We start from the raw sequence: 19207 nt of genomic DNA on the forward strand, positions 1-19207 counted from the left end.
ACGAGAGGTAGCAGGCTCGCTCCCCAACTCGTATCTCATGGCGCGCAAACGCGTGGCAGATAGTCGTGAGCGCATACGTGCTTATGCCGTATGGGCACGAACATTGCTTTTTCCTGGCGACTGCAAACGACTCGTCAAACCCCAAAAAGGCACCAATGTTCAAATTGAAGACTTTCATTCCGGCGCTGCTCGGGCTCGCGATTGTCGCGGCGCCGGCGCATGCGGGGGGCAATCTCGTTGCGGTGCTGGAGGCGGAGATCGTCACGCTCGATCCGCATTTCTCCACGGCCTATATTTCGCGCACGTTTGGCTACATGGTGTTCGACACGCTGTTCGCCAAGGATTCCAAGGGCGACGTCAAGCCGCAGATGGTGCAGGACTGGAAGGTCTCGGCGGACGGATTGACCTACAGCTTCACGCTGCGCGACGGCCTGAAGTGGCATGACGGCCAGCCGGTCACGGCGGCCGATTGCGTGGCCTCGCTGCGCCGCTGGGGCACCCGCAGCGCGCTCGGCCGTCGCATCTTCGCGATCACGGCGTCGCTGGAGCCGACCGACGCGAAGACGTTCGTGCTGACGTTGAAGGAGCCCTCGGGCCTCGTCATCGACGCGCTCGGCAATCCCGTCAGCCCGGTCGCCTTCATGATGCCGGAGCGTATTGCGAAAACGCCCGGCGACCAGCGCATCACCGAAATCATCGGCTCCGGCCCGTTCGTCTACAGCAAGGCCGATCACCGTACCGGCGATCGCATGATCCTGAAGAAGTTCGCCGACTATGTGCCGCGCTCCGAGCCCGCCGACTTCCTCGCCGGGGGCAAGCGCGTCAACGTCGACACGCTCGAGATCCGCGTCATTCCTGACGGTTCGACCGCCGCCTCAGCGCTCCAGGCCGGCGAGGTCGACTTCATGCAATACGCGCCGTTCGACCTGTTGCCGCAATTGGAGAAGAACGCCCGCGTGAAGCTGGTCAACTTCACCGGCGGCAACATGTTCGCGGGCGCCTATCGTCTCAACGCCGCATCGAAGCCGTTCGACGATCCTGCGATCCGGCGCGTGTTGTGGAAGCTTGTCGATCAGCGCGAGGTGCTGGATGCGCTCGGGCTCGATGCCAAATACGCCACGCCCTGCGCGACGTTCTTTACGTGCGGCACAACCTATGACAGCAAGGCCGGCACGGAAGCGGCCGCCAAGCCGTCGATCGAGGCGGCAAAGGCCGCGCTGAAGGCGACGAAATATGCCGGCGAGCCCGTCGTCGTGATGGAGGCCAACGATCTCGAAGCCCCGCGCGTCTCCGCGCAGGTGCTGGCAGAGCGGCTGAAGCAGGCCGGTTTCAACGTCGATCTTCAGGTGATGGACTGGGCGAGCGTGCTGGCGCGCCGCGCCAAGAAGGAGGGCTGGAGCGTCTATGGCGTTCACGCCGGCGGTTTTGACCTCGGCTCGCCGCTGACCAACGTCGTGGTCGCCTTCAACTGCGCCGACTTCACCGGGTGGCAATGCGATGCGCGCATCACACCGCTGATGGAAGCTTTTGCGAAGGCGCCCGCCGAGGAGGATCGCAAGAAGATCGCCGGCGAAATCCAGTCCATCATGTACGATCAGGCGCCCGCGATCCCGTGGGGCCAGTTCGCGCAGCCCGCGGCCTATCGCGCCACTCTGCGCGGTCTGATACCGTCCGCCATCCCGGTGTTCTGGAACGTTGAGAAGTAACGCGATGTACGATGTCATTGTTGTCGGCGGCGGCTCCGCCGGTGCCGCCGTTGCGGCACGGCTCTCCGAGGATCCCGCACGGCGTGTCCTGTTGCTCGAAGCGGGGCTGGACTGGCGCGCCGACGAGGCGCCCTGGGAAGTCAGGACGCCGAACCCCATTCCGATCATCCACAAGCGCGAGTATCAGGAGAAATGGCAATGGCCTGATCTGCTGACGCGCCGGGTGGCGGAGCAGGAGCCGCGCTTTTACTGGCGCGGCAAGGGCCTCGGCGGCTCGTCGATGATGAACGGCCAGATCGCCATCCGCGGCGTCGCCGATGCGTTCGACGAATGGGCCGCCAATGGCTGCACCGGCTGGTCGGCCAGGGAGGTGATGCCGCTGTTCTCGGTGATCGAGGACGATCTGGAGCTCGGCGACACCGAGGGACATGGACGCGGCGGGCCGCTGCCGGTCTATCGCGCTCCGCCCGAGACATGGGGCCCGATCGATCGTGGCCTGCGCGATGCGGCGCTGGCGAGCGGCTATCCCTGGTGCGACGACGTCAACGGTCCTGATGGCGAGGGCGTCGCCTGCTATCCCATCAACAGCCGCAATCTGCGCCGCATCACCACCAATGAGGGCTATCTCGAGCCGGCGCGCGGCCGATCCAATCTGGAAATTCGCGGGCATGCGCTGGTCGATCGCGTGCTGATCAGCGATGGACGGGCGACCGGCCTGCGCGTCCACATCGAGGGGCAGGGCACCCAGGACATCAGCGCGCGCCAGATCGTGCTGTGCGCCGGTGCCATCCACAGTCCGGCGATCCTGCTGCGCTCCGGCGTCGGCCCGGCCGACGAGCTGAAAGCGATGGGGATTGCGGTGGAGCGTGACTTGCCGGTCGGCAAGCACTTCTTCGACCACCCGCTGTTTCGCGCGACCATTCAGCTCCACGAAAATTTGCGGCCGACCGATCCCGACACCCGCCACACCAATTGCTGCGTGACCTATTCCTCGGGCCTCGCCAATGGCGGCAAGCGCGACATGATCCTGATCGCCTTCAACCACCGCGGCATCGGCGTATCCGGGGCGATCGGGGCAGGGCTGTTCAACGCCTATTCGCGCGGCACGCTCAAATTGTCATCGACCGACCCCTCGATCGATCCCATCGTCGATGAGAACATGCTGGCCGATCCCCGCGACATGCTGCGCATGATGGACGCGGTGAAGCGGCTCGCCGTGATCACCTCGCAGCCGGCTCTGGCCGGAATCTCCGACTGGATCCGGCTCACCGACACCGATCTGACGCTGCCGCAGGCCGCGGCGCTGCCGGATCACGAGCTCGATGCGCTGCTGCGCCGCGAGACAGGCGATATCCAGCACGCGGCCGGCAGCTGCCGCATGACCGGCGCTGGCGACGCTGATGGCGTGGTCAATCCGGACGGCACCGTGAAGGGAATCTCCGGCCTGCGCGTCGCCGACGCCTCGATCATGCCGTCGGACTGCCGGGCGAACACGCATTTCACGACGGTGGTGATTGGCGAGGCCATTGCGCAGATGATGATGCGGTAGCTCTACTGCGCCAGACGCGTTCGTCTCCTCATCCTGAGGAGCGCGGAACGCGCGTCTCGAAGGATGGCCCCGGGCGAGATCCGGGCCTTCATGGTTCGAGACGCGCTTCGCGCTCCTCACCATGAGGGTCTGATAGTGCGGCAAGACTAGCCGTCCCTCAGTTACGTCTCAAACAGCGAGCAAGCGTTCGCATTCTCGCGGCATCTTCCGCCCGAGCTTTGCTCTCTCGTCTCGCCCTCATCGTGACAAGGGCGCAGGGAAGGCCGGGCGCCGGCTGGCACCCGCAAGTCCGTGCGCCGAAAAAACGCACACGGAGTGGACCACAGGTTCGCCGGATCGCCCGGCCTTCCCTGCGCGAATGGTTTTAACGGTATCCTTCGCGCTCTCCTCGGGGAGCGTTGCACTATTGCCCCCGTCGCCTCGCGTATGGTCGATGCGCGAGCCGGTCGGCCGCCGCATCACCGCGAGACTTGACGCCAGCCTGCGGGCGTCAGGACCACACGACTTCTCCGTCCGCGCACGTCCTCGCTGGGGCCCCGGAAGGTGGCGTGTGCTCGCCTCCAGGGCCATGCGAGGACGCTGTCAGCGTCGTGTCGTACACGCGAAGGCCATTGCTCACGGCCAAAGCCGCCCTGCAAAGACCATTCGCGCTCGACGCCGTCGCGTCCATCGCACCCCAGCCCGCGGTTCGTGACGATCGCGATCCGCCCCTCGTCTCGGGCCAGGGTGGTCAGTGTGTACGACAAATCCGAATTTCGGTAAAGCAGAATATTTTATACGAGAGGCTTGACAGGCGGCGAGGTGAAACTGACCGGACTGTTTTGCCCGACGGGCGGCGGCCTTCCTGAAGCTGATCGGCCCCGGAGTTGCCCTTCATCTGAAGCGCCTGAATGTCGCCTTTCGGGCGGTGACTTGGCCGAGGTCGGATAGCGGCGCCATGGCCCGCTTTGACCGGAAGGCGATATACTGCCGAGAATATGTTCTACTGAGCCGTGAATGGTACCCGCGCTTTGGCCGAGAAGGTCCAGACACGGGTGTTGCTGCCGATGCCGCCAAGCTCGGCGCCGAGACCGACTGCGGCACCGCCCTGTGTCTGCATGCCGAAGCCGCCGGTGGCGCGCGCAGACCAGCCCTGGAGTAGCGGCGTTGAGGCCAGCGCGCCGGCAGCGAGCGCGTTGGCGTCTTCCTTGGTGAAGTAGTAGTCGCCGTACATGCCGAGGAATGGCGTCAGCAGGATGCCGCTGTCGAGCCATGCGACGGGGTAGGCGGCGCGCAGACCGCCCGAGGCGCGACCGCTGGCGAAGTCATAGCTCCCCTGCTCGGTGCCGAGCGAGTCGGTGTAAGCGTTCTGGTGTTCCCACAACGCGTAGACCTTGGCGGACGGCTCCAGCACCATGCCGGCCCATTTGTAGTTGCCCGTCAGACCGGTCGAGGCCATCAAGCGCTGGCCAGTGAAGTTGCCCTGCGCAGTGCCTGCGCTGCCGTCATAGCCGATGCCGGAATAGGCCACGGCCGCATCGAAGCGCAGCGTCGGCACGATCTTCCAGCCGAGATAGGCGCCGGTGGTCCAACCCTCGCCCTTCAGCTTTCCGTTGATCTCCTGCTGGGTATAGCTGAACGTCTCGTAGCCGCCGAGCACACCGACCAGGAAGCTCGGCGTGGCCCGATAGGTCAAGCCCATCGTGGCGTTCAGCTGCTGGCCATACAGCGGGGCCTGGTTGGCCGGGGTGGCGCCGCCGCTATTGGTCGCGCCCCAGCGGTCGACGCCGGTGCCGCGCACATCGGCCCACAGCAGCCACTCCTTTTGCTCGTGCCATCTCGGCGGGGTCTGCTTCTTCTTCTCGCCACGGTCGATTGCCGCGAAGGCATCGTCGACCCGCCCGCGGCCTCTTCCACGCGGCTGTGTCGCGCCGGGCAGCAGCGAGGAATGGACATTGCTCTCACCAGCGCTGGCACGGTCGGTGCCGGGCGAGCCCTCGTCCTGGTCGCGCGGATCGGCTGAGAAGTTGAAGCGCATGCGCGCATTGCCTGGGGTCAGGAACGTGCCGCCGTCGCTGAAGCCGTCGGCGATGGCATCGTCGATGGCGCCTGAAATCGCCTGGCCGGAGTTCTGAGCCACCAGCTTGCTAACCGTTTGCTGAAGCGAGCGAAGCCGAACGCTGTCAACCGGCACGTTGATGGTCTGGGCGAGGCCGGCCGAGGTGCTCGGCGCATAGAACGCACTGCCGCCGTAGCTTGCCGTGATGGTGTGGCTGCCGGCCGTGAGCGTCGTCGTCGTGAGCGTTGCGACGCCTGCGGCGACGGTTCCGGTCCCGATCGGGCCGCCATTGTCATTGAATGTCACGGTTCCCGTCGGCGTACCGCTGCCGGCTCCCACCGTAGCGGTGAAGGTCACGGGCTGGCCGAACTGGCTGGGGTTCTGCGACGATGTCAGCGCCACCGTCGTGGCGAGCTGGCCTACCGACAGATTGAAGTTGGCATTCGCGGAGGCATTGTTGGTGTCGGTCACCGTCACCGCGTAGGTGGTCATTGCCGAAGCTACCGTTGGCGTACCGCTGATCTGGCCATTGCTCGTATTAAAGCTCAAGCCGGTCGGCAGGGTCGGTGAGACTGCAAAGACCATGGTGCCCGTACCGCCCGAGCCCGTGACCGGCGTGAATGGCGTCACCGCCTGATTGATCGGCAATGCACTGGACGGGACCGCCGTGGTCGCCGTCACCGCAGCATTGACGGCCAGGCTGAACGTATTGGTGGCCGTTGCATTGGCGGCGTCCGTCACGGTCACGGTGAATGTCGTTGCCGCAGCGGTCGTCGTCGGCGTTCCCGAGATGCTGCCGTTCGCTGCATTGAGGGACAGTCCGGCTGGGAGCGTCGGCGAGACGGAATAGTTGAGCGGCGCCGTGCCGCCGCCGCCCGTGACGGGCGTGAATGGCGTGACTGTGTGGTTCGCGGTGAGCGTCGTCGACGCAATCGCCTGCGTCGCGGTGACGGCACCGTTGACCGCCAGGCTGAACGTATTGGACGCCGTGGCATTGTTGGCGTCGGTCACGGTGACCGTGTAGGTCGTGGCGCCACTGGTCGCGGTCGGCGTGCCCGTGATCGCGCCTGACGACGTATTGAAGGCGAGACCTGCGGGCAGTGCCGGCGCGACACCGTAGCTCAGCGGCGATGTTCCGCCGGCGCCGGTAACGGGCGTGAAGGAGGTCACCGGCGTGTTCACGGTCAGCACCTTTGAGGCGATCGCCTGCGTCGCGCTCAATGGACCGTTGACTGTCAGCTGGAAGGTGTTGCTCGCAGTGCCGTTGTTGGAATCGGTCACCGTGACCGTGTAGGTGGTCGTGCTGCTGGTCACGGTCGGGGTGCCGCTGACCTGGCCATTGCCGGTGTTGAAGCTGAGGCCGGTCGGCAATGTCGGCGAGATCGCATAGGATAGAGACGGCGTACCGCCGCCACCCGTGACCGGAGTGAATGTGGTGATGGCCGTGTTCACGGTGACGGTGGCCGAGCTCACCGATTGGGTTGCGGTGACGGCGGTGTTGACCGTCAGGCTGAATGTATTGCTGGCGGTGGCGCTATTGGAATCGGTGACGGTGACCGTGTAGGTGGTCGCGACGCTGCTGACGGTCGGTGTGCCCGTGATCGCGCCGGTGACGGTGTTGAGCGAGAGGCCGGCGGGCAGCGACGGCGCGACGCTGTAGGTCAGCGACGGGGTGCCGTTGCCGCCAGTAACGGGCGTGAAGGAGGTCGCCGCCGCATTTCGCGTGAGCGTTTTCGAGGCGACCGATTGGGTCGCGGTCACGGCCGAGTTGACGGCCAGGGTGAACGTGTTCGAGGCGGTCGCGCCGTTCGCATCCGTTACGGTCACAGTGTAGGTGGCTGATCCGCTCGTGGCCGTCGGTGCGCCGGTGATCGCGCCGCTCGATGTATTGAGCGTCAGTCCGGAGGGGAGGGACGGCGACACGCTGTATGTGTAGGCCGGGGTGCCGCCGCCGCCGGTGACCGGCGTGAAATTGGCCGATGGTTGATTTTGCGTCAGTGTCTTCGAGGCGACGGACTGGGTGGCCGTGACGGACGAATTGACCGTAAGGCTGAATGTATTGCTGGCGGTGGCGCTGTTGGCATCGGTGACGGTGACGGTATAGGTGGTCGCGCCGCTGGTGACCGTGGGCGTGCCGGTAATTGCGCCCGTGGCCGTATTGAACGACAGACCGGCCGGAAGCGTCGGTGCAATGCCATAGGTCAGCGGCGCAGTGCCGCCGGAGCCGGTGACCGGTGTGAACGAGGCGGCCGCGGTGTTGACGGTCAGCGCCTTTGACGCGATTGACTGCGTCGCGGTCGGGCCGGGCAGATTGATCGTCAGGACCCAGGGGGTGGTGGCAGACCCGGCGCCGGAGCAGGCCGCGAGACGGTCGCTACAATCAGACGCATAATACAGCGTGATCGTTTCCTGGCCGCTGCCGCTCACGCTGTTGAGCGTGATGTTGATCTGCGCATTGCCCGTGTTGGCATTCTGACCGTTGTCGTTTGCGCTGCTCGGAACCATCGTGTAGCTGGCCTTGGCAGTCGTCGGACTATAGTTGGTAAAGGAGGACGCGCTGGTGCCCGCAATCGGGAAGTTGACCGCCGCATTCGTGCCGGACACGGAGTACAGGCCGTAGACGGCCGCGTCGTCTCCCGTGTTGGCCGTGGCAACGACGGTGAGACATAAACGGTAGACCTGGCTCACCGACGTAAAGGTGATATTGGCTCCGCTGGTCGAATTGATGGTCTGATCGCAGACCGCCTGGGCGGACGAGACCGAAGCCACCATTGCCGCAAGCGCGAGGAGAGCGGTTGCGGCGAGGCCTCTCCACTGGCGCATGCGGCCGGTCCATACGGCCATGGCATCGTGACACGACCCGGCCCTGAGCGGCCGACGGCCGCCGGCGGTTGCGATCTTGCGAAAGACGTCAATTCCAAGTTGGAGCAATGCAAAAAACAAGGGCGCTGGCTCGTTATTGCAATCCGTGCGCCACTTGCCGGTGTCGCCGCTGATCAGAATCAAGAAATTGTTACTCGCACGAGTAATGAGCTGACAGTTTGCTGGATGGCAAGCTGTCGCAATGCGTTCAAGCGGGAAAAAACCGCAAGGCTGCCGGATTCGTTCTCCGAGTTGCATCCGTGCAACGATGCGAGGTCCATCAAGTGCGACAAATTGTACTTCAATTTGTTCGCAACGAATCCGAGAGACGGAGGCGAACGTCTTTCGGATCATCGATGACGAAGAGCTGGCCCCGATGACAATCCGGACGCGGGGAGCCGACGAGGATACGCCCTAGATCACCCCCGCCAACCTGAGCGCCACGCCCGCGGCGCAGCTCCCCGCCAGCACCGTCAGCATCCCCAGCTTGAACCGGAAGATCGCCGTTGCGGCCGCGATCGACAGCAGCAGCGCCGGCACATCGACGCTGGTCAGCACCGGCCTGTCGAAGTTCAGCGGGAACGCGTGCACCGGCACGGTCACGCGGAACAGCGTGTGCAGCGCGAACCAGATCGAGAGGTTGAGGATCACGCCGACGACGGCGGCGGTGATCGCACTGAGCGCGCCGGCGAGGCCCTTGTTGCCGCGCAGGCGCTCGATATAGGGCGCGCCGACGAAGATCCAGAGGAAGCAGGGCGTGAAGGTGACCCAGGTCGCGAGCAAGCCGCCGAGCGTCGCGGCTAACATCGGCGAGAGGCCGCCGGGATCGCGATAGGCCGCCATGAAGCCCACGAACTGGAGCACCATGATGAGCGGGCCCGGCGTGGTCTCGGCCATGCCGAGACCGTCGAGCATCTCGTGCGGTTTCAGCCAATGATAATGCTCGACCGCCTGCTGGGCGACGTAGGCCAGCACCGCATAGGCGCCGCCGAAGGTGACCAGCGCCATCTTCGAGAAGAACAGCGCGATCTGGCTGAACACGCTGGCCTGCCCGAGGGCCAGGATCAGCGCGATCACCGGCACCAGCCAGAGCGCCAGCCACAGCGCGCCGACCCGGATCGTGCGTCCGGTGTCGGGACGGACATGATCGGGCACGGCATCGCCGAGCATGCTGTCGATCACGGCGCTGCTGCCGCCGGGGTCGTGACCGGCGGCGGCAAATTCAGGCTGGCCGCTTCTTGCGCCGACATAGCCGATCAGGCCGGCGGCGATGATGATGACCGGGAAGGGGACGGCGAAGAAGAAGATCGCGACGAAGGCGATCGCGGCCAGCGCGATCATGATGCGGTTCTTCAGCGCGCGCTTGCCGACGCGCACCACGGCCTCGACGACGATGGTGAGCACGGCGGCCTTCAGGCCGAAGAACAAGGCTTCGACGAAGCTGACGTTGCCGTAGGCGGCGTAGACGTAGCTCAGCCCCATGATGGCGATGATGCCGGGCAAAATGAACAGCCCGCCCGCCACCAGCCCGCCGGCGGTGCGGTGCATTAGCCAGCCGATATAGGTCGCGAGCTGCTGCGCCTCCGGTCCGGGCAGCAGCATGCAATAGTTCAGCGCATGCAGGAAACGGGCTTCGGAGATCCAGTTCTTCTCCTCGACCAGGATGCGGTGCATCACCGCGATCTGGCCCGCGGGCCCGCCGAAGCTCAGGCAGGCGACGCGGAGCCAGACGCGAAAGGCCTCTCCGAAGCTGATGCCGTGACCGGCATCAGCTTCCGTTTGATCGACGCGGGTATCCATCACGCTTTCACTTTGTTGGTCGGCCAGTTGTGGGTCTCGCCAGTGGCGTCGCGGCACCAGCGGTAGAAGGCGTCGTAGAGCAGCATGCCGGCCTCGAGCTGTTCGATGTCGTCATCGTACATCCGCGACAGCCCGAGCGAGGCCGCGAGCAGGCCGGGCGCCTCCGGCGCAAGGTCGGGCCGCGCGGTGTCGGCGCCGCGCACCAGCGTTGCCAGCCGGAGCAAGGCCGGAGTGGCGATCCCGAACTCCTCGATCATGACGTCGAAGGTGCAGAGCTCGCCGCGGTGGCTCCAGAACACGTTCTCGATGTCGAAGGGGGCCGCGCCGAACCGCTCGCCGACGGCGATCACCTCGGACGGCGCCACATACAGGAACACCGCGTTGGGGTCGACGAAGCGGCGGATCAGCCATGGGCAGGCGATACGGTCGACCTTCGGCCTTGCGCGCGTCACCCAGACGGTGCGTCCCCTGGCATCGCGCGGCGGCAGTTTTGACGCGTCGATCAGCGGCAGCCTGGCGTCCTTCCAGCCTTCGAAGCCGCCCTCCAGCGTCTCGGCCTGGATGCCGAGTTGCCGTAGCCAGGCCGCGGTGCCCTGCGCGAGCTTTGCGCCGCGCAGGCAGGCGACGATGGCGGAGCGGCCGGAAAGCTCGCCGCCCCAGTCGGAGACATTGTCGTGGCTCAGCTTGATGGAGCCGGGGATCAGCCTGGGGTCGGCGGCAAAATCCTCGTCCGTGCGCACGTCGATCAGGACAGGGGCGTTCGCCGTGCCGATCAGCCGTGTCAGTTTGTCGGATGATATGGTCGTGAATGTTGACATGATGCGTCCTCACATAAACCGGGGGACGCGATGCTTGGGCATGTCGCCTCGTGGGGAGATCGCTCAAATCCCCATGAGCAGCATTACAGCGAAATCGTGCGGGCCTGTCAATTGCTGGTTCCGAAGGCGATGAGCGTTAGAAAGATCGGCTGCCGCGGCCTATATTGGGTGGAGGAATCTGTTCCCGGAGCCTGACCTGATGCATTCCCATTCCATCGAGCGATGGACCCATGACCACGCTTTCCTCGGCGACAGGCACGACGAGAACGAGCGGCGCACTTGGCTCGTGGTCGTCCTGACGCTGGTCATGATGGTCGGCGAGATCGTCGCCGGCTCGCTGTTCGGCTCGATGGCGCTGCTGGCCGACGGCTGGCACATGGGCACGCATGCGGCGGCGCTCGGCATCGCCGCCTTCGCCTACCGCTTCGCGCGGCGGCACCTCGGCAATTCGCATTTCACCTTCGGCACCGGCAAGTTCGGCGATCTCGCGGCCTTCTCCAGCGCGATCATTCTCGGCCTGATCGCGGTCGAGATCGCCTATGAGAGCGTGCTGCGGCTGTTCACGCCGGTGCCGATCGACTATCGCGAGGCGATCGCGGTGGCCGTGCTCGGGCTCTGCGTCAACCTCGCCAGCGCGTGGCTGCTGCGGGACAGCCAAGACCATCACCACGGTCATGATCATGGCCATGACGACCACGACGATCATGGCCCCGATGATCACGGTCACCACCACCACCACCACCACCACCACCACCACCATCACGACAACAATCTTCGCGCGGCCTATGTCCATGTCATGGCGGATGCCGCGACATCGGTGCTGGCGATCGGAGCGCTCGCCGTCGCGATGTATTCGGGATGGGTCTGGGCCGACCCTGCCGTCGGCCTGATCGGCAGCGCCGTCATCGCGAGCTGGGCGTTCGGCCTGGTCAAGACGTCAGGCGCGGTGCTGCTCGATGTGCGTGCCGACGAGAAGCTGGAACGCGCCATCCGGGCGCGGATGGAAGCCGGCGACGACCGCGTCACCGACTTGCATCTGTGGCAGGTCGGTCCCGGCCATTGTGCCGTGCTGGTCTCGGTGGTGTCGGACAAGCCGAAGCAGCCCTCCGTCTACAAGCGGCGGCTCGCCGGCATGAAAGGGCTGAGCCACGTTACGGTCGAGGTCGAGACGTGTCCGCATTGACGTGATCGGCGGAAGCGGAATTCCGCGGCGTGGCCGCAAGCCCAACCGGTGTCAGCTTTTCGGCGCGGTCACCGCGGGCGGGCTCGCATCCGGAGCCTTCTTCGGCCTCAGCGAGCCGGCATAGAACGAGACCAGCCAGACCAGGATGATGGCGAGGAGATAGACGCCCCAGGCCTGCGGCGGCGTGGTCGCCCAGCGCAGGAGGCCTTTCAAGTCGCGGGGCGGGCGGTTGTCTTCGGTCATGGCTCGCTTGTGCGCGAAAGCCGCAGGCCGGTCAATCCGGCCGCGGCCCGGTGCGGATCAGGAACAGGGCGGCCAGTGCTGAGAGGCTGAGCGCGGACGAGACCATCAGCACCCTGGCGCCCATGACGTCGATCAGCAGGCCGAAGGCCAGCGGCGCCACCGCCTGCGCCATTCGCGCCGGTGCGCCGATGACGCCGAGACGATAGCCGAAATCCTTCGGGCCGAAGATCGAGAGCGGCAGCGTGCCGCGCGCGATGGTCAGGATGCCGTTGCCGGAGCCATGGAACAGTGCAAACGCGCTCGCCGCGGCGCCGCCGAAGATCGCCACGACCACGGCGCCGAGCGGATGGGTGAGGCAGGCGAGCCGCGTCGACCACAGCGGATGGAAGCGGCTGAGGAAGCCGGCTTCGAGGAGGCGCGCGCCGACCTGCGCCGGGCCGATCAGCGCGCCGGCGGCGATCGCCTCGACCGGCGTCGCGCCCGTCGTCTCCAGGATGCGCGGGAAATGCGCGGCCATCGCGCCGGTAACGGTCCAGACCGCGGCGAAGATGAAGGCGAGCAGGATCATGGTGCGGTCGAGCGGCACATGCGGCTTGTCGGCCAGTGCTGCCGCCTGCTTCGCGCCCTTGATCGCCGGCAGCATGAAGAAGTTCAGGGGCAGGCCGATCAGGATATTGGCGGCGGCCCAGGCGAAACAGGTGTCGCGCCAGCCGATATGGGACAGGCCCCATGCGGTGAGCGGCCAGCCGACCGTGGAGGCAAAGCCCGCCATCAGTGTGATGCCGGTGATGGACCTGCGTGCCTCGGTGCCATAGATGCGCCCGAGCGCGGCGAAGGCGGCATCGTAGAGCCCCATCGCCATGCCGATGCCGAGCACGAGCCAGGCGATCGCCATCACCACCACGGACTGCGAGAGGCCGAGCAGCGCGAGGCCGGCTGCGATGATCAGGTTCGAGGCCGACAGCACTTGCCGTCCGCCGACGAGATCGATCTGCCGCCCGATGCGCGGGCCGAGCATCGCGGAGATCACGAGGGAGGCCGAGAACGCGCCGAAGATCCAGTTGGAGGAGACGCCGAGGTCACGCGCCATGGGATCGGCGAGCAAAGCCGGCAGATAGTAACTGGAGGCCCAGGCCAGGGTCTGCGTGGTGCCGAGCGCGAGGATGATCGGAAGCTGGCGCTGGCTCATTTGCCAGTGTTTCTGGTCGGCGGTGTCATCGGCCAGCATTTGCAGCCTACGGCGCCGGCGCGTCAACAGCACCTGCGGCATATTCGACCTGCTGCGGGCGGGAGCCTTGGTTGCGCGTGGTTCGCGCGCGGCCTTTCGTTCGTCACGAATGCACGCCATAATAGCGCGCATGCAATTGACCTCGCGCCTTGCGCTGATGAACTGGCTGACCGGCCAGGGCCTTACGGGCCTGCCCGAAATCGAGCTGCTGCGCGGCTTTTGCGAGCGATGCTGCGCCGAAGGCCTGGAGCTCTCGCGCGGGCTCGTCGTCATCGACACGCTGCATCCGATCTACGAGGGCCGCGGTTTCCGCTGGAGCGACCGTCCCAGCAACGAGAGCGACGCGTTCGAATACGGCTCGACCGCCGAAGGCGACGCCGCGCAGAGCTGGCGCCGTTCGGTGTTCTTCCACATGCTCGAGCACGGCCACGACGAGATGGTGATCGATCTCGCCGACGCGCCGTCGATGGATTTTTCGCAGATCGGCGAACTCGCCGAGAAAGGCCACACGCACTATCTCGCCTTCGTGCATCGCTTCGGCGAGAACGGCGCGCTTGGCCTGATGGACTGCCTCTACTCCTGCTGGACCACGCGCCGCCCCGAAGGCTTCGGCGAGGGCGAGCTTGCCGCGTTGCGCGATCTCGTGCCGGTGTTGGGGCTCGCGATCAAGTCGGCGCAGCAGATGGACATCGCGCGCACGCTCGGGCGCGTCTATCTCGGTCGCGATGCATCCGAACAGGTCTTGCGCGGGCGCATCTCGCGCGGCGTCACCGAGCGCATCAACGCCGTGCTCTGGTATTCGGATTTGCGCGGCTCGACCGGGATCAGCGAGAGCATCGGCCCGGACGAGATCATCCCGTTCCTCAACGACTATGCGCAGGCCGTGATCGACGCGATCCACGATGCCGGCGGCGACGTGCTGAAGCTGATCGGCGACGGCGTGCTGGCGATGTTCACGGCTGCGGACATGGCGGATGCCCGACGCGCCGCGCTGCGGGCCGAGCATCTATTCCGCAAGAACGTTGCGACGCTGAACGTGCGGCGGGAGGCCGACGGCCGCCCCACCACGTCGGCCTATATCGGCCTGCATGTCGGCGAGGTCTTCTACGGCAATATCGGCAGCGAGGACCGGCTCGACTTCACGGTGGTGGGGCCGACCGTCAACGAAGTGAGCCGCATCGCCTCGATGAGCCGCTCGGTCGATCGCGAGTTGCTGGCCTCGGCCGAGTTCTACAAGGGGCTCGACGCCGCCGGCCGCCGCTATCTCGTCTCCACAGGTCGTTTCGCGCTGCGCGGCATCGGCCGCGCCCAGGATCTCTACACGCTCGATCCCGAGGTCGACGCAAGCGAGCCGGTGACGGGGAGCTACGAGCGCTATCTGGCGAGTTAGACCCGACTGTCGCAATGACGACTTGGCTAACACCGCGCCACGGCCTCATCGCCCACCATGGCCGGTTGCCGATCCAGCGCAACCGCTGGTGACAGCCAGATCACCAGCGCCTGCACGCCGAATACGGCCGCCGCGAGATAGAGGCACGCTTCCGCGCTCCAGACGCCGCCTACGATGGCACCGAGGGCCGAGCCGAGCGGGCGGGCGCCATAGCTCATGATGTTGATGGCGGAGACGCGCCCAAGCAGGCGCGGCGGTGTCACGGACTGGCGAAGCGTGGTGGTCGAGATCACCCACAGGATCGGTCCGACCCCGAGCAGGAAGAAGCTTAAGGCCGCGAGCCAGGGCGAGGGGACCTGCACCGTCAGCGCCATCACCAATGCGGCGACGAATCCCGTGACGGGGCCGAGGCCGACCACCGTTCCGAAGGCGATGCGCGTCATCACGCGCGTGGCGAACAGTGCGCCGATCACCATGCCGACGCCGTACATCGTCAGCACGGTGCCGACGCCGGCGGCGGTCAGGCCGAGATGACGCACGGCGTAGGGCACGAACACCGCGACCTGCAGGAACCAACCGGTATTGAAGATGAACTGGGTGATGAACACCGGCCGCAGCAACGGATGGTGAAACACGAAGGCCGCGCCCTCGCGAATATCCTGGAATGGATGACGCCTCGGCGAGGGCGTCCGCGCGGGCTCGTAGATGCCGGAGAGCAGTACCACGGCGATGGCCGAGAGCGCGGCGGCAAAGCCGAAGGCCGGGCTCGCACCCCACCAGCCGACCAGCGCACCGCCGAGCGCAGGACCACTGGCGAAGGCGATGGTGCGTGCAAGCTCGATCCGCGCATTGGCGGCCGGCAGAAGGTCCGCGCTCACCAGCGACGGCACCAGCGCCGGTGCAGCCACGCTGTAGACGACAGTGCCGCACACGGCTGCAAAGCCGAGCAACGCCAGCAGCGGCAGATTGAGCGCGCCGAGCGCGAGCAGCAACACGATGGCCGCCAGCGCCATCGCGCGGAGCGCCTCGGCGCCGGCCATCAGCGAGCGACGCGAGATCCGGTCGGCCAGCAGGCCGGCCGGGATCGCGAACAGGACGAAGGGCAGGGTGAGCGCGGTCTGGAGTAGCCCGGTCTGGCCTTCGGCGACCCCAAGCGTCAGCACCGCGACGATGGGAGCCGCAGCCAGCGCGATCTGCTCGGCCGACTGTGCCGCCAGATTGGACCAGGCCAGGCGGCTGAATGTGTCGGGAAGGCGCGGGGGATTTGACATGGCTCATTTCCTGCAAAGTCGGATGGGCGCCATTATCCGCCACGGACCGCAGCAACCCACCCGCTTCCCGACAAGGCGGCGAATAACGATCGCGAGGGGAACCTGCGCGGCTAGATGCAGTTGCAAATGAGTTGCAATAAAGTTTGACTTCGGTATTCTTCCCTCATGGATGCTAGATCGCCCGATTTGACCCAAAACCTCCCCCGAGATGCGGCCGGCTGGCGCACGGATGCGCCGACCACCAAGAGCCTTGCCGAGGTGAACGGCTCGGTCGCAATTCCGATTGCGGGCGTGTGGTGGCGCCGGTTGCTCGCCTTCGTTGGGCCGGGCTATCTGGTGTCGGTCGGCTACATGGACCCCGGCAACTGGGCGACCGACCTCGCCGGCGGCTCGAAGTTCGGCTACACGCTGCTCTCGGTCATCCTGCTCTCGAATTTGATGGCGATCCTGCTGCAGTCGCTGGCGGCGCGGCTCGGCATCGTCACCGACCGCGATCTCGCGCAGGCCTGCCGCGCGACGTATTCGCCGGCCACGAACTTCCTGCTCTGGCTCGCCTGCGAGGCGGCGATCATCGCCTGCGATCTCGCCGAAGTCATCGGCACCGCGATCGCGCTGAAACTGCTATTCGGCATTCCCCTGATCGGGGGCGCGCTGATCGCCGCGCTGGATGCCTTCCTGCTGCTGCTCCTGATGAACCGTGGCTTTCGTTTCCTCGAAGCCTTCGTGATGGCGCTGCTCGCCGTGATCGCGGTCTGCTTCGCGGTCCAGATCGTGGCCGCGGCGCCGCCGGTCGCTGAGGTCCTGCGCGGCTTCATGCCGAAGACCGAGATCTTCACCAATCCGGAGATGCTCTACATCGCGATTGGCATCATCGGCGCGACCGTGATGCCGCATAATCTCTATCTTCACTCCTCGATCGTGCAGACGCGTGCCTATGAGCGCAACGACACCGGCCGGCGCGAGGCGATCAAATGGGCGACGACGGACTCGACCATCGCCTTGATGCTGGCGCTGTTCATCAACGCCGCGATCCTCGTGGTCGCCGCCGCCACCTTCCACAAGAGCGGGCATTCCGACGTCGCCGAGATCGGCCAGGCGTTCGAGCTGCTCTCGCCGCTACTCGGGCTCGGCATCGCCTCGACGCTCTTTGCGATTGCGCTGCTCGCCTCCGGCCTCAACTCGACGGTAACGGCGACGCTCGCCGGCCAGATCGTGATGGAGGGCTTTCTCGATTTGCGCCTGCCGAGCTGGGCGCGCCGCCTGCTGACGCGCGGCATCGCCATCATTCCGGTGATCGTCGTCACCGCGATCTATGGCGAGCGCGGCACGGCCGATTTGCTCGTGTTCAGCCAGGTCGTGCTATCGATGCAGCTGCCCTTCGCCGTCATCCCGCTGGTGCGCTTCGTCTCCGACCGCCGCAAGATGGGCCAGTTCGCGATTCCCACGTGGGTCGCCGCGATCGCGTGGATCGTCGCGGGCATCATCGTGGTCCTGAATTTGAAGCTGCTGGTGGATACGTTGTTCGGGTGAACGATCTAATCCTGCGGCTCGGACGACGCATCGCCCTGCGCGTCGATGCGCAGCCAGCCTGAGGGCGCGAGGCGCTGTTGCGGCAGGAAGCGGGCCTTGTAGTCCATCTTCTTGGAGCCCTCGATCCAGTAGCCGAGATAGACGTAAGGAAGGCCCTGACGCCGCGCCCGGGCGATGTGGTCGAGGATCATGAAGGTGCCCATCGAGCGGCTGACCTGGCCCGGCTCGAAGAAAGAATACACCATCGACAGGCCGTCGCTGAGCACGTCGGTCAGCGCCACCGCGATCAGCTGCTCGCCGCGGCCGGTGACGCCGCTGTCGGGGCCGCGCTTGCGATACTCGATGATGCGGGTCTCGACATGGCTGTCCTCGACCATCATGGCGTAGTCGAGCACGGTCATGTCGGCCATGCCGCCGTGGCGGTGACGGGAGTCGAGATAGGCGCGGAACACCGAATATTGCTCGGAGGTCGGCACAGCGCTGCGCTGCTCGCCGATGATGTCGGCGTTGCGCGCCATTACCTTGCGGAAGCTGCGGGACGCGCGGAATTCGTTGGCGACTACCCGGACCGAGACGCAGGCGCGACACTGGTCGCAAGCGGGCCGGTAGGCGATCGACTGGCTGCGGCGGAAGCCGCCATGGGTCAGGAGGTCGTTGAGGTCGCCCGCGCGCTCGCCCACCAGGTGCGTAAACACCTTGCGCTCATGCCGGCCCGGCAAATACGGGCAGGGCGATGGCGCCGTAAGGTAAAATTGTGGGGTATCGCGCGAGTGCTGGGTCAAGGGACGTCGTGGGCCTCCGAAGTGGGTGTCAGCATCGCGCTACGAAAGCCCCTGGTCAATTGGTCCGCTCGGCAGATCAGATCAGTCAGCTTAGCGGGTCCTGGTTGATAGGTCCTTGATCACCAGCTTCTCAATAGGTCCTTGCCGCCTGAGACACGGGCGCCCGGACCGAATTGTTGACGATGACCGTTCCCAGCACGAAATCGTGCAGCAGGCGCCGGCGACCATTGAACAGGCCGACCAGCACCACGAAGGGCGACAGGAACGAGACCGTCACCCAGAACAGCACGGCGTGGGTGGCGCCGAGCACGAAATAGCCCGGAGCGCCGTACCAGGTGCGTAATTCGAGGTCCATCAGGCGCATGCCGATCGTCGCCGACGACGGACCGCCGATGCAGGCGCCGTAATAGACGATGGCCCAGATCACGGACGCCGGCCAGGCCAGCCAGAACAGCGCCCAGCCGATGCCGAGTGTGACCACCCCGAACAGGGCGATGAAGAGGTATCCGAGGATCACCGGCACGGAGATCACGACCATGTCGACCAGGAAGGCGAACACCCGCCGCGTCGCGACGCCGCGGAACAGCTCCGGATGCAGATAGGGATCATAAGCGTGCGGCTGCACCCCGCCGTCATTGCGCCAGGCATTGCCTGAATTGCCCGAGTCCGAATACGACATGGTCCGTCCTCCCAGGGAAAACTCCCGTGGCAGGACATGGGAACAAGCCATCCCCGTGCCAAGGGCGCGCCGGGGTTAGCTAGCCGAAATATTCCGGCGATTCCGCGGCGGTGGCAGACCGCGCAGGC

General features: G+C 65.9%; 13 protein-coding genes. 5 read left to right on the forward strand and 8 right to left on the reverse strand.

Annotation, left to right across the window (positions count from 1 at the left end; genetic code table 11):
• Window positions 1–155 precede the first annotated feature (155 nt).
• Together WHZ77_RS14730 and WHZ77_RS14735 are read left to right on the forward strand one after the other, a co-directional pair.
• Window positions 156–1706 (forward strand): ABC transporter substrate-binding protein, encoded by a 1551-nt coding sequence (locus tag WHZ77_RS14730; RefSeq protein ID WP_375314277.1) that lies wholly within the window; start codon window positions 156–158, stop codon window positions 1704–1706.
• A gap of 4 nt (window positions 1707–1710) precedes the next feature.
• Window positions 1711–3255, forward strand: a complete 1545-nt coding sequence (locus tag WHZ77_RS14735) for a GMC family oxidoreductase (protein WP_375314278.1) — start codon at window positions 1711–1713, stop codon at window positions 3253–3255.
• Between the two features lie 982 nt (window positions 3256–4237).
• On the opposite strand, the gene WHZ77_RS14740 is transcribed toward WHZ77_RS14735, so the two are convergent.
• The 3 genes from WHZ77_RS14740 to WHZ77_RS14750 all read right to left on the reverse strand — a co-directional run bounded on the left by WHZ77_RS14740 (window position 4238) and on the right by WHZ77_RS14750 (window position 10773).
• Entirely contained in the window at window positions 4238–8116 is a 3879-nt protein-coding gene (locus tag WHZ77_RS14740; protein ID WP_375314279.1) for a putative Ig domain-containing protein, read from the reverse strand.
• A gap of 453 nt (window positions 8117–8569) precedes the next feature.
• Complete coding sequence (gene chrA / locus WHZ77_RS14745) at window positions 8570–9955, reverse strand: chromate efflux transporter (RefSeq protein WP_375314280.1); 1386 nt, start codon at window positions 9953–9955, stop codon at window positions 8570–8572.
• Complete coding sequence (locus tag WHZ77_RS14750) at window positions 9955–10773, reverse strand: chromate resistance protein ChrB domain-containing protein (protein WP_375314281.1); 819 nt, start codon at window positions 10771–10773, stop codon at window positions 9955–9957. The genes chrA and WHZ77_RS14750 overlap by 1 nt, the downstream gene beginning before the upstream one ends.
• Window positions 10774–10972: 199 nt before the next feature.
• Between WHZ77_RS14750 and dmeF the strand changes: the two genes are divergently transcribed.
• Window positions 10973–11956 (forward strand): CDF family Co(II)/Ni(II) efflux transporter DmeF, encoded by a 984-nt coding sequence (dmeF, locus tag WHZ77_RS14755; RefSeq protein WP_375314282.1) that lies wholly within the window; start codon window positions 10973–10975, stop codon window positions 11954–11956.
• A gap of 51 nt (window positions 11957–12007) precedes the next feature.
• Here the strand turns inward: dmeF and WHZ77_RS14760 are convergent, their stop codons facing one another.
• Entirely contained in the window at window positions 12008–12199 is a 192-nt protein-coding gene (locus WHZ77_RS14760) for a hypothetical protein (RefSeq protein ID WP_211385917.1), read from the reverse strand.
• A gap of 31 nt (window positions 12200–12230) precedes the next feature.
• On the reverse strand, window positions 12231–13388 hold the full coding sequence (locus tag WHZ77_RS14765; RefSeq protein ID WP_375314726.1) for an MFS transporter: 1158 nt from the start codon (window positions 13386–13388) through the stop codon (window positions 12231–12233).
• A 169-nt stretch (window positions 13389–13557) separates the two neighbouring features.
• On the opposite strand from WHZ77_RS14765, the gene WHZ77_RS14770 reads away from it, so the two are divergent.
• Window positions 13558–14817, forward strand: a complete 1260-nt coding sequence (locus WHZ77_RS14770) for an adenylate/guanylate cyclase domain-containing protein (protein ID WP_375314283.1) — start codon at window positions 13558–13560, stop codon at window positions 14815–14817.
• A 26-nt stretch (window positions 14818–14843) separates the two neighbouring features.
• Here the strand turns inward: WHZ77_RS14770 and WHZ77_RS14775 are convergent, their stop codons facing one another.
• A complete protein-coding gene (locus WHZ77_RS14775; protein WP_375314284.1) occupies window positions 14844–16088 on the reverse strand; it encodes an MFS transporter in 1245 nt (414 codons plus the stop codon).
• Window positions 16089–16253: 165 nt separating this feature from the next.
• Here WHZ77_RS14775 and WHZ77_RS14780 point away from each other — a divergent pair, with 165 nt between their 5' ends.
• The gene (locus tag WHZ77_RS14780; RefSeq protein ID WP_375314285.1) at window positions 16254–17618 is read left to right on the forward strand and encodes an Nramp family divalent metal transporter; all 1365 of its coding nucleotides are present in this window, start codon (window positions 16254–16256) and stop codon (window positions 17616–17618) included.
• Between the two features lie 5 nt (window positions 17619–17623).
• On the opposite strand, the gene WHZ77_RS14785 is transcribed toward WHZ77_RS14780, so the two are convergent.
• Both WHZ77_RS14785 and WHZ77_RS14790 read right to left on the reverse strand, forming a co-directional pair.
• A complete protein-coding gene (locus tag WHZ77_RS14785; RefSeq protein WP_375314286.1) occupies window positions 17624–18400 on the reverse strand; it encodes an arginyltransferase in 777 nt (258 codons plus the stop codon).
• Between the two features lie 130 nt (window positions 18401–18530).
• On the reverse strand, window positions 18531–19079 hold the full coding sequence (locus WHZ77_RS14790) for an RDD family protein (protein WP_375314287.1): 549 nt from the start codon (window positions 19077–19079) through the stop codon (window positions 18531–18533).
• Window positions 19080–19207: the final 128 nt, after the last annotated feature.

It is taken from the genome of Bradyrhizobium sp. A5 (assembly GCF_042076515.1).
Taxonomy (GTDB): domain Bacteria; phylum Pseudomonadota; class Alphaproteobacteria; order Rhizobiales; family Xanthobacteraceae; genus Bradyrhizobium; species Bradyrhizobium cosmicum.

Excerpts from the sequence above, each read along its gene's own strand:
- WHZ77_RS14730 (WP_375314277.1), top strand. The coding sequence starts at position 156 with ATGTTCAAATTGAAGACTTTCATTCCGGCGCTGCTCGGGCTCGCGATT.
- WHZ77_RS14735 (WP_375314278.1), top strand. The coding sequence starts at position 1,711 with ATGTACGATGTCATTGTTGTCGGCGGCGGCTCCGCCGGTGCCGCCGTT.
- WHZ77_RS14740 (WP_375314279.1), bottom strand. The coding sequence starts at position 8,116 with ATGCGCCAGTGGAGAGGCCTCGCCGCAACCGCTCTCCTCGCGCTTGCG.
- chrA (WP_375314280.1), bottom strand. The coding sequence starts at position 9,955 with ATGGATACCCGCGTCGATCAAACGGAAGCTGATGCCGGTCACGGCATC.
- WHZ77_RS14750 (WP_375314281.1), bottom strand. The coding sequence starts at position 10,773 with ATGTCAACATTCACGACCATATCATCCGACAAACTGACACGGCTGATC.
- dmeF (WP_375314282.1), top strand. The coding sequence starts at position 10,973 with ATGCATTCCCATTCCATCGAGCGATGGACCCATGACCACGCTTTCCTC.
- WHZ77_RS14760 (WP_211385917.1), bottom strand. The coding sequence starts at position 12,199 with ATGACCGAAGACAACCGCCCGCCCCGCGACTTGAAAGGCCTCCTGCGC.
- WHZ77_RS14765 (WP_375314726.1), bottom strand. The coding sequence starts at position 13,388 with ATGAGCCAGCGCCAGCTTCCGATCATCCTCGCGCTCGGCACCACGCAG.
- WHZ77_RS14770 (WP_375314283.1), top strand. The coding sequence starts at position 13,558 with ATGCAATTGACCTCGCGCCTTGCGCTGATGAACTGGCTGACCGGCCAG.
- WHZ77_RS14775 (WP_375314284.1), bottom strand. The coding sequence starts at position 16,088 with ATGTCAAATCCCCCGCGCCTTCCCGACACATTCAGCCGCCTGGCCTGG.
- WHZ77_RS14780 (WP_375314285.1), top strand. The coding sequence starts at position 16,254 with ATGGATGCTAGATCGCCCGATTTGACCCAAAACCTCCCCCGAGATGCG.
- WHZ77_RS14790 (WP_375314287.1), bottom strand. The coding sequence starts at position 19,079 with ATGTCGTATTCGGACTCGGGCAATTCAGGCAATGCCTGGCGCAATGAC.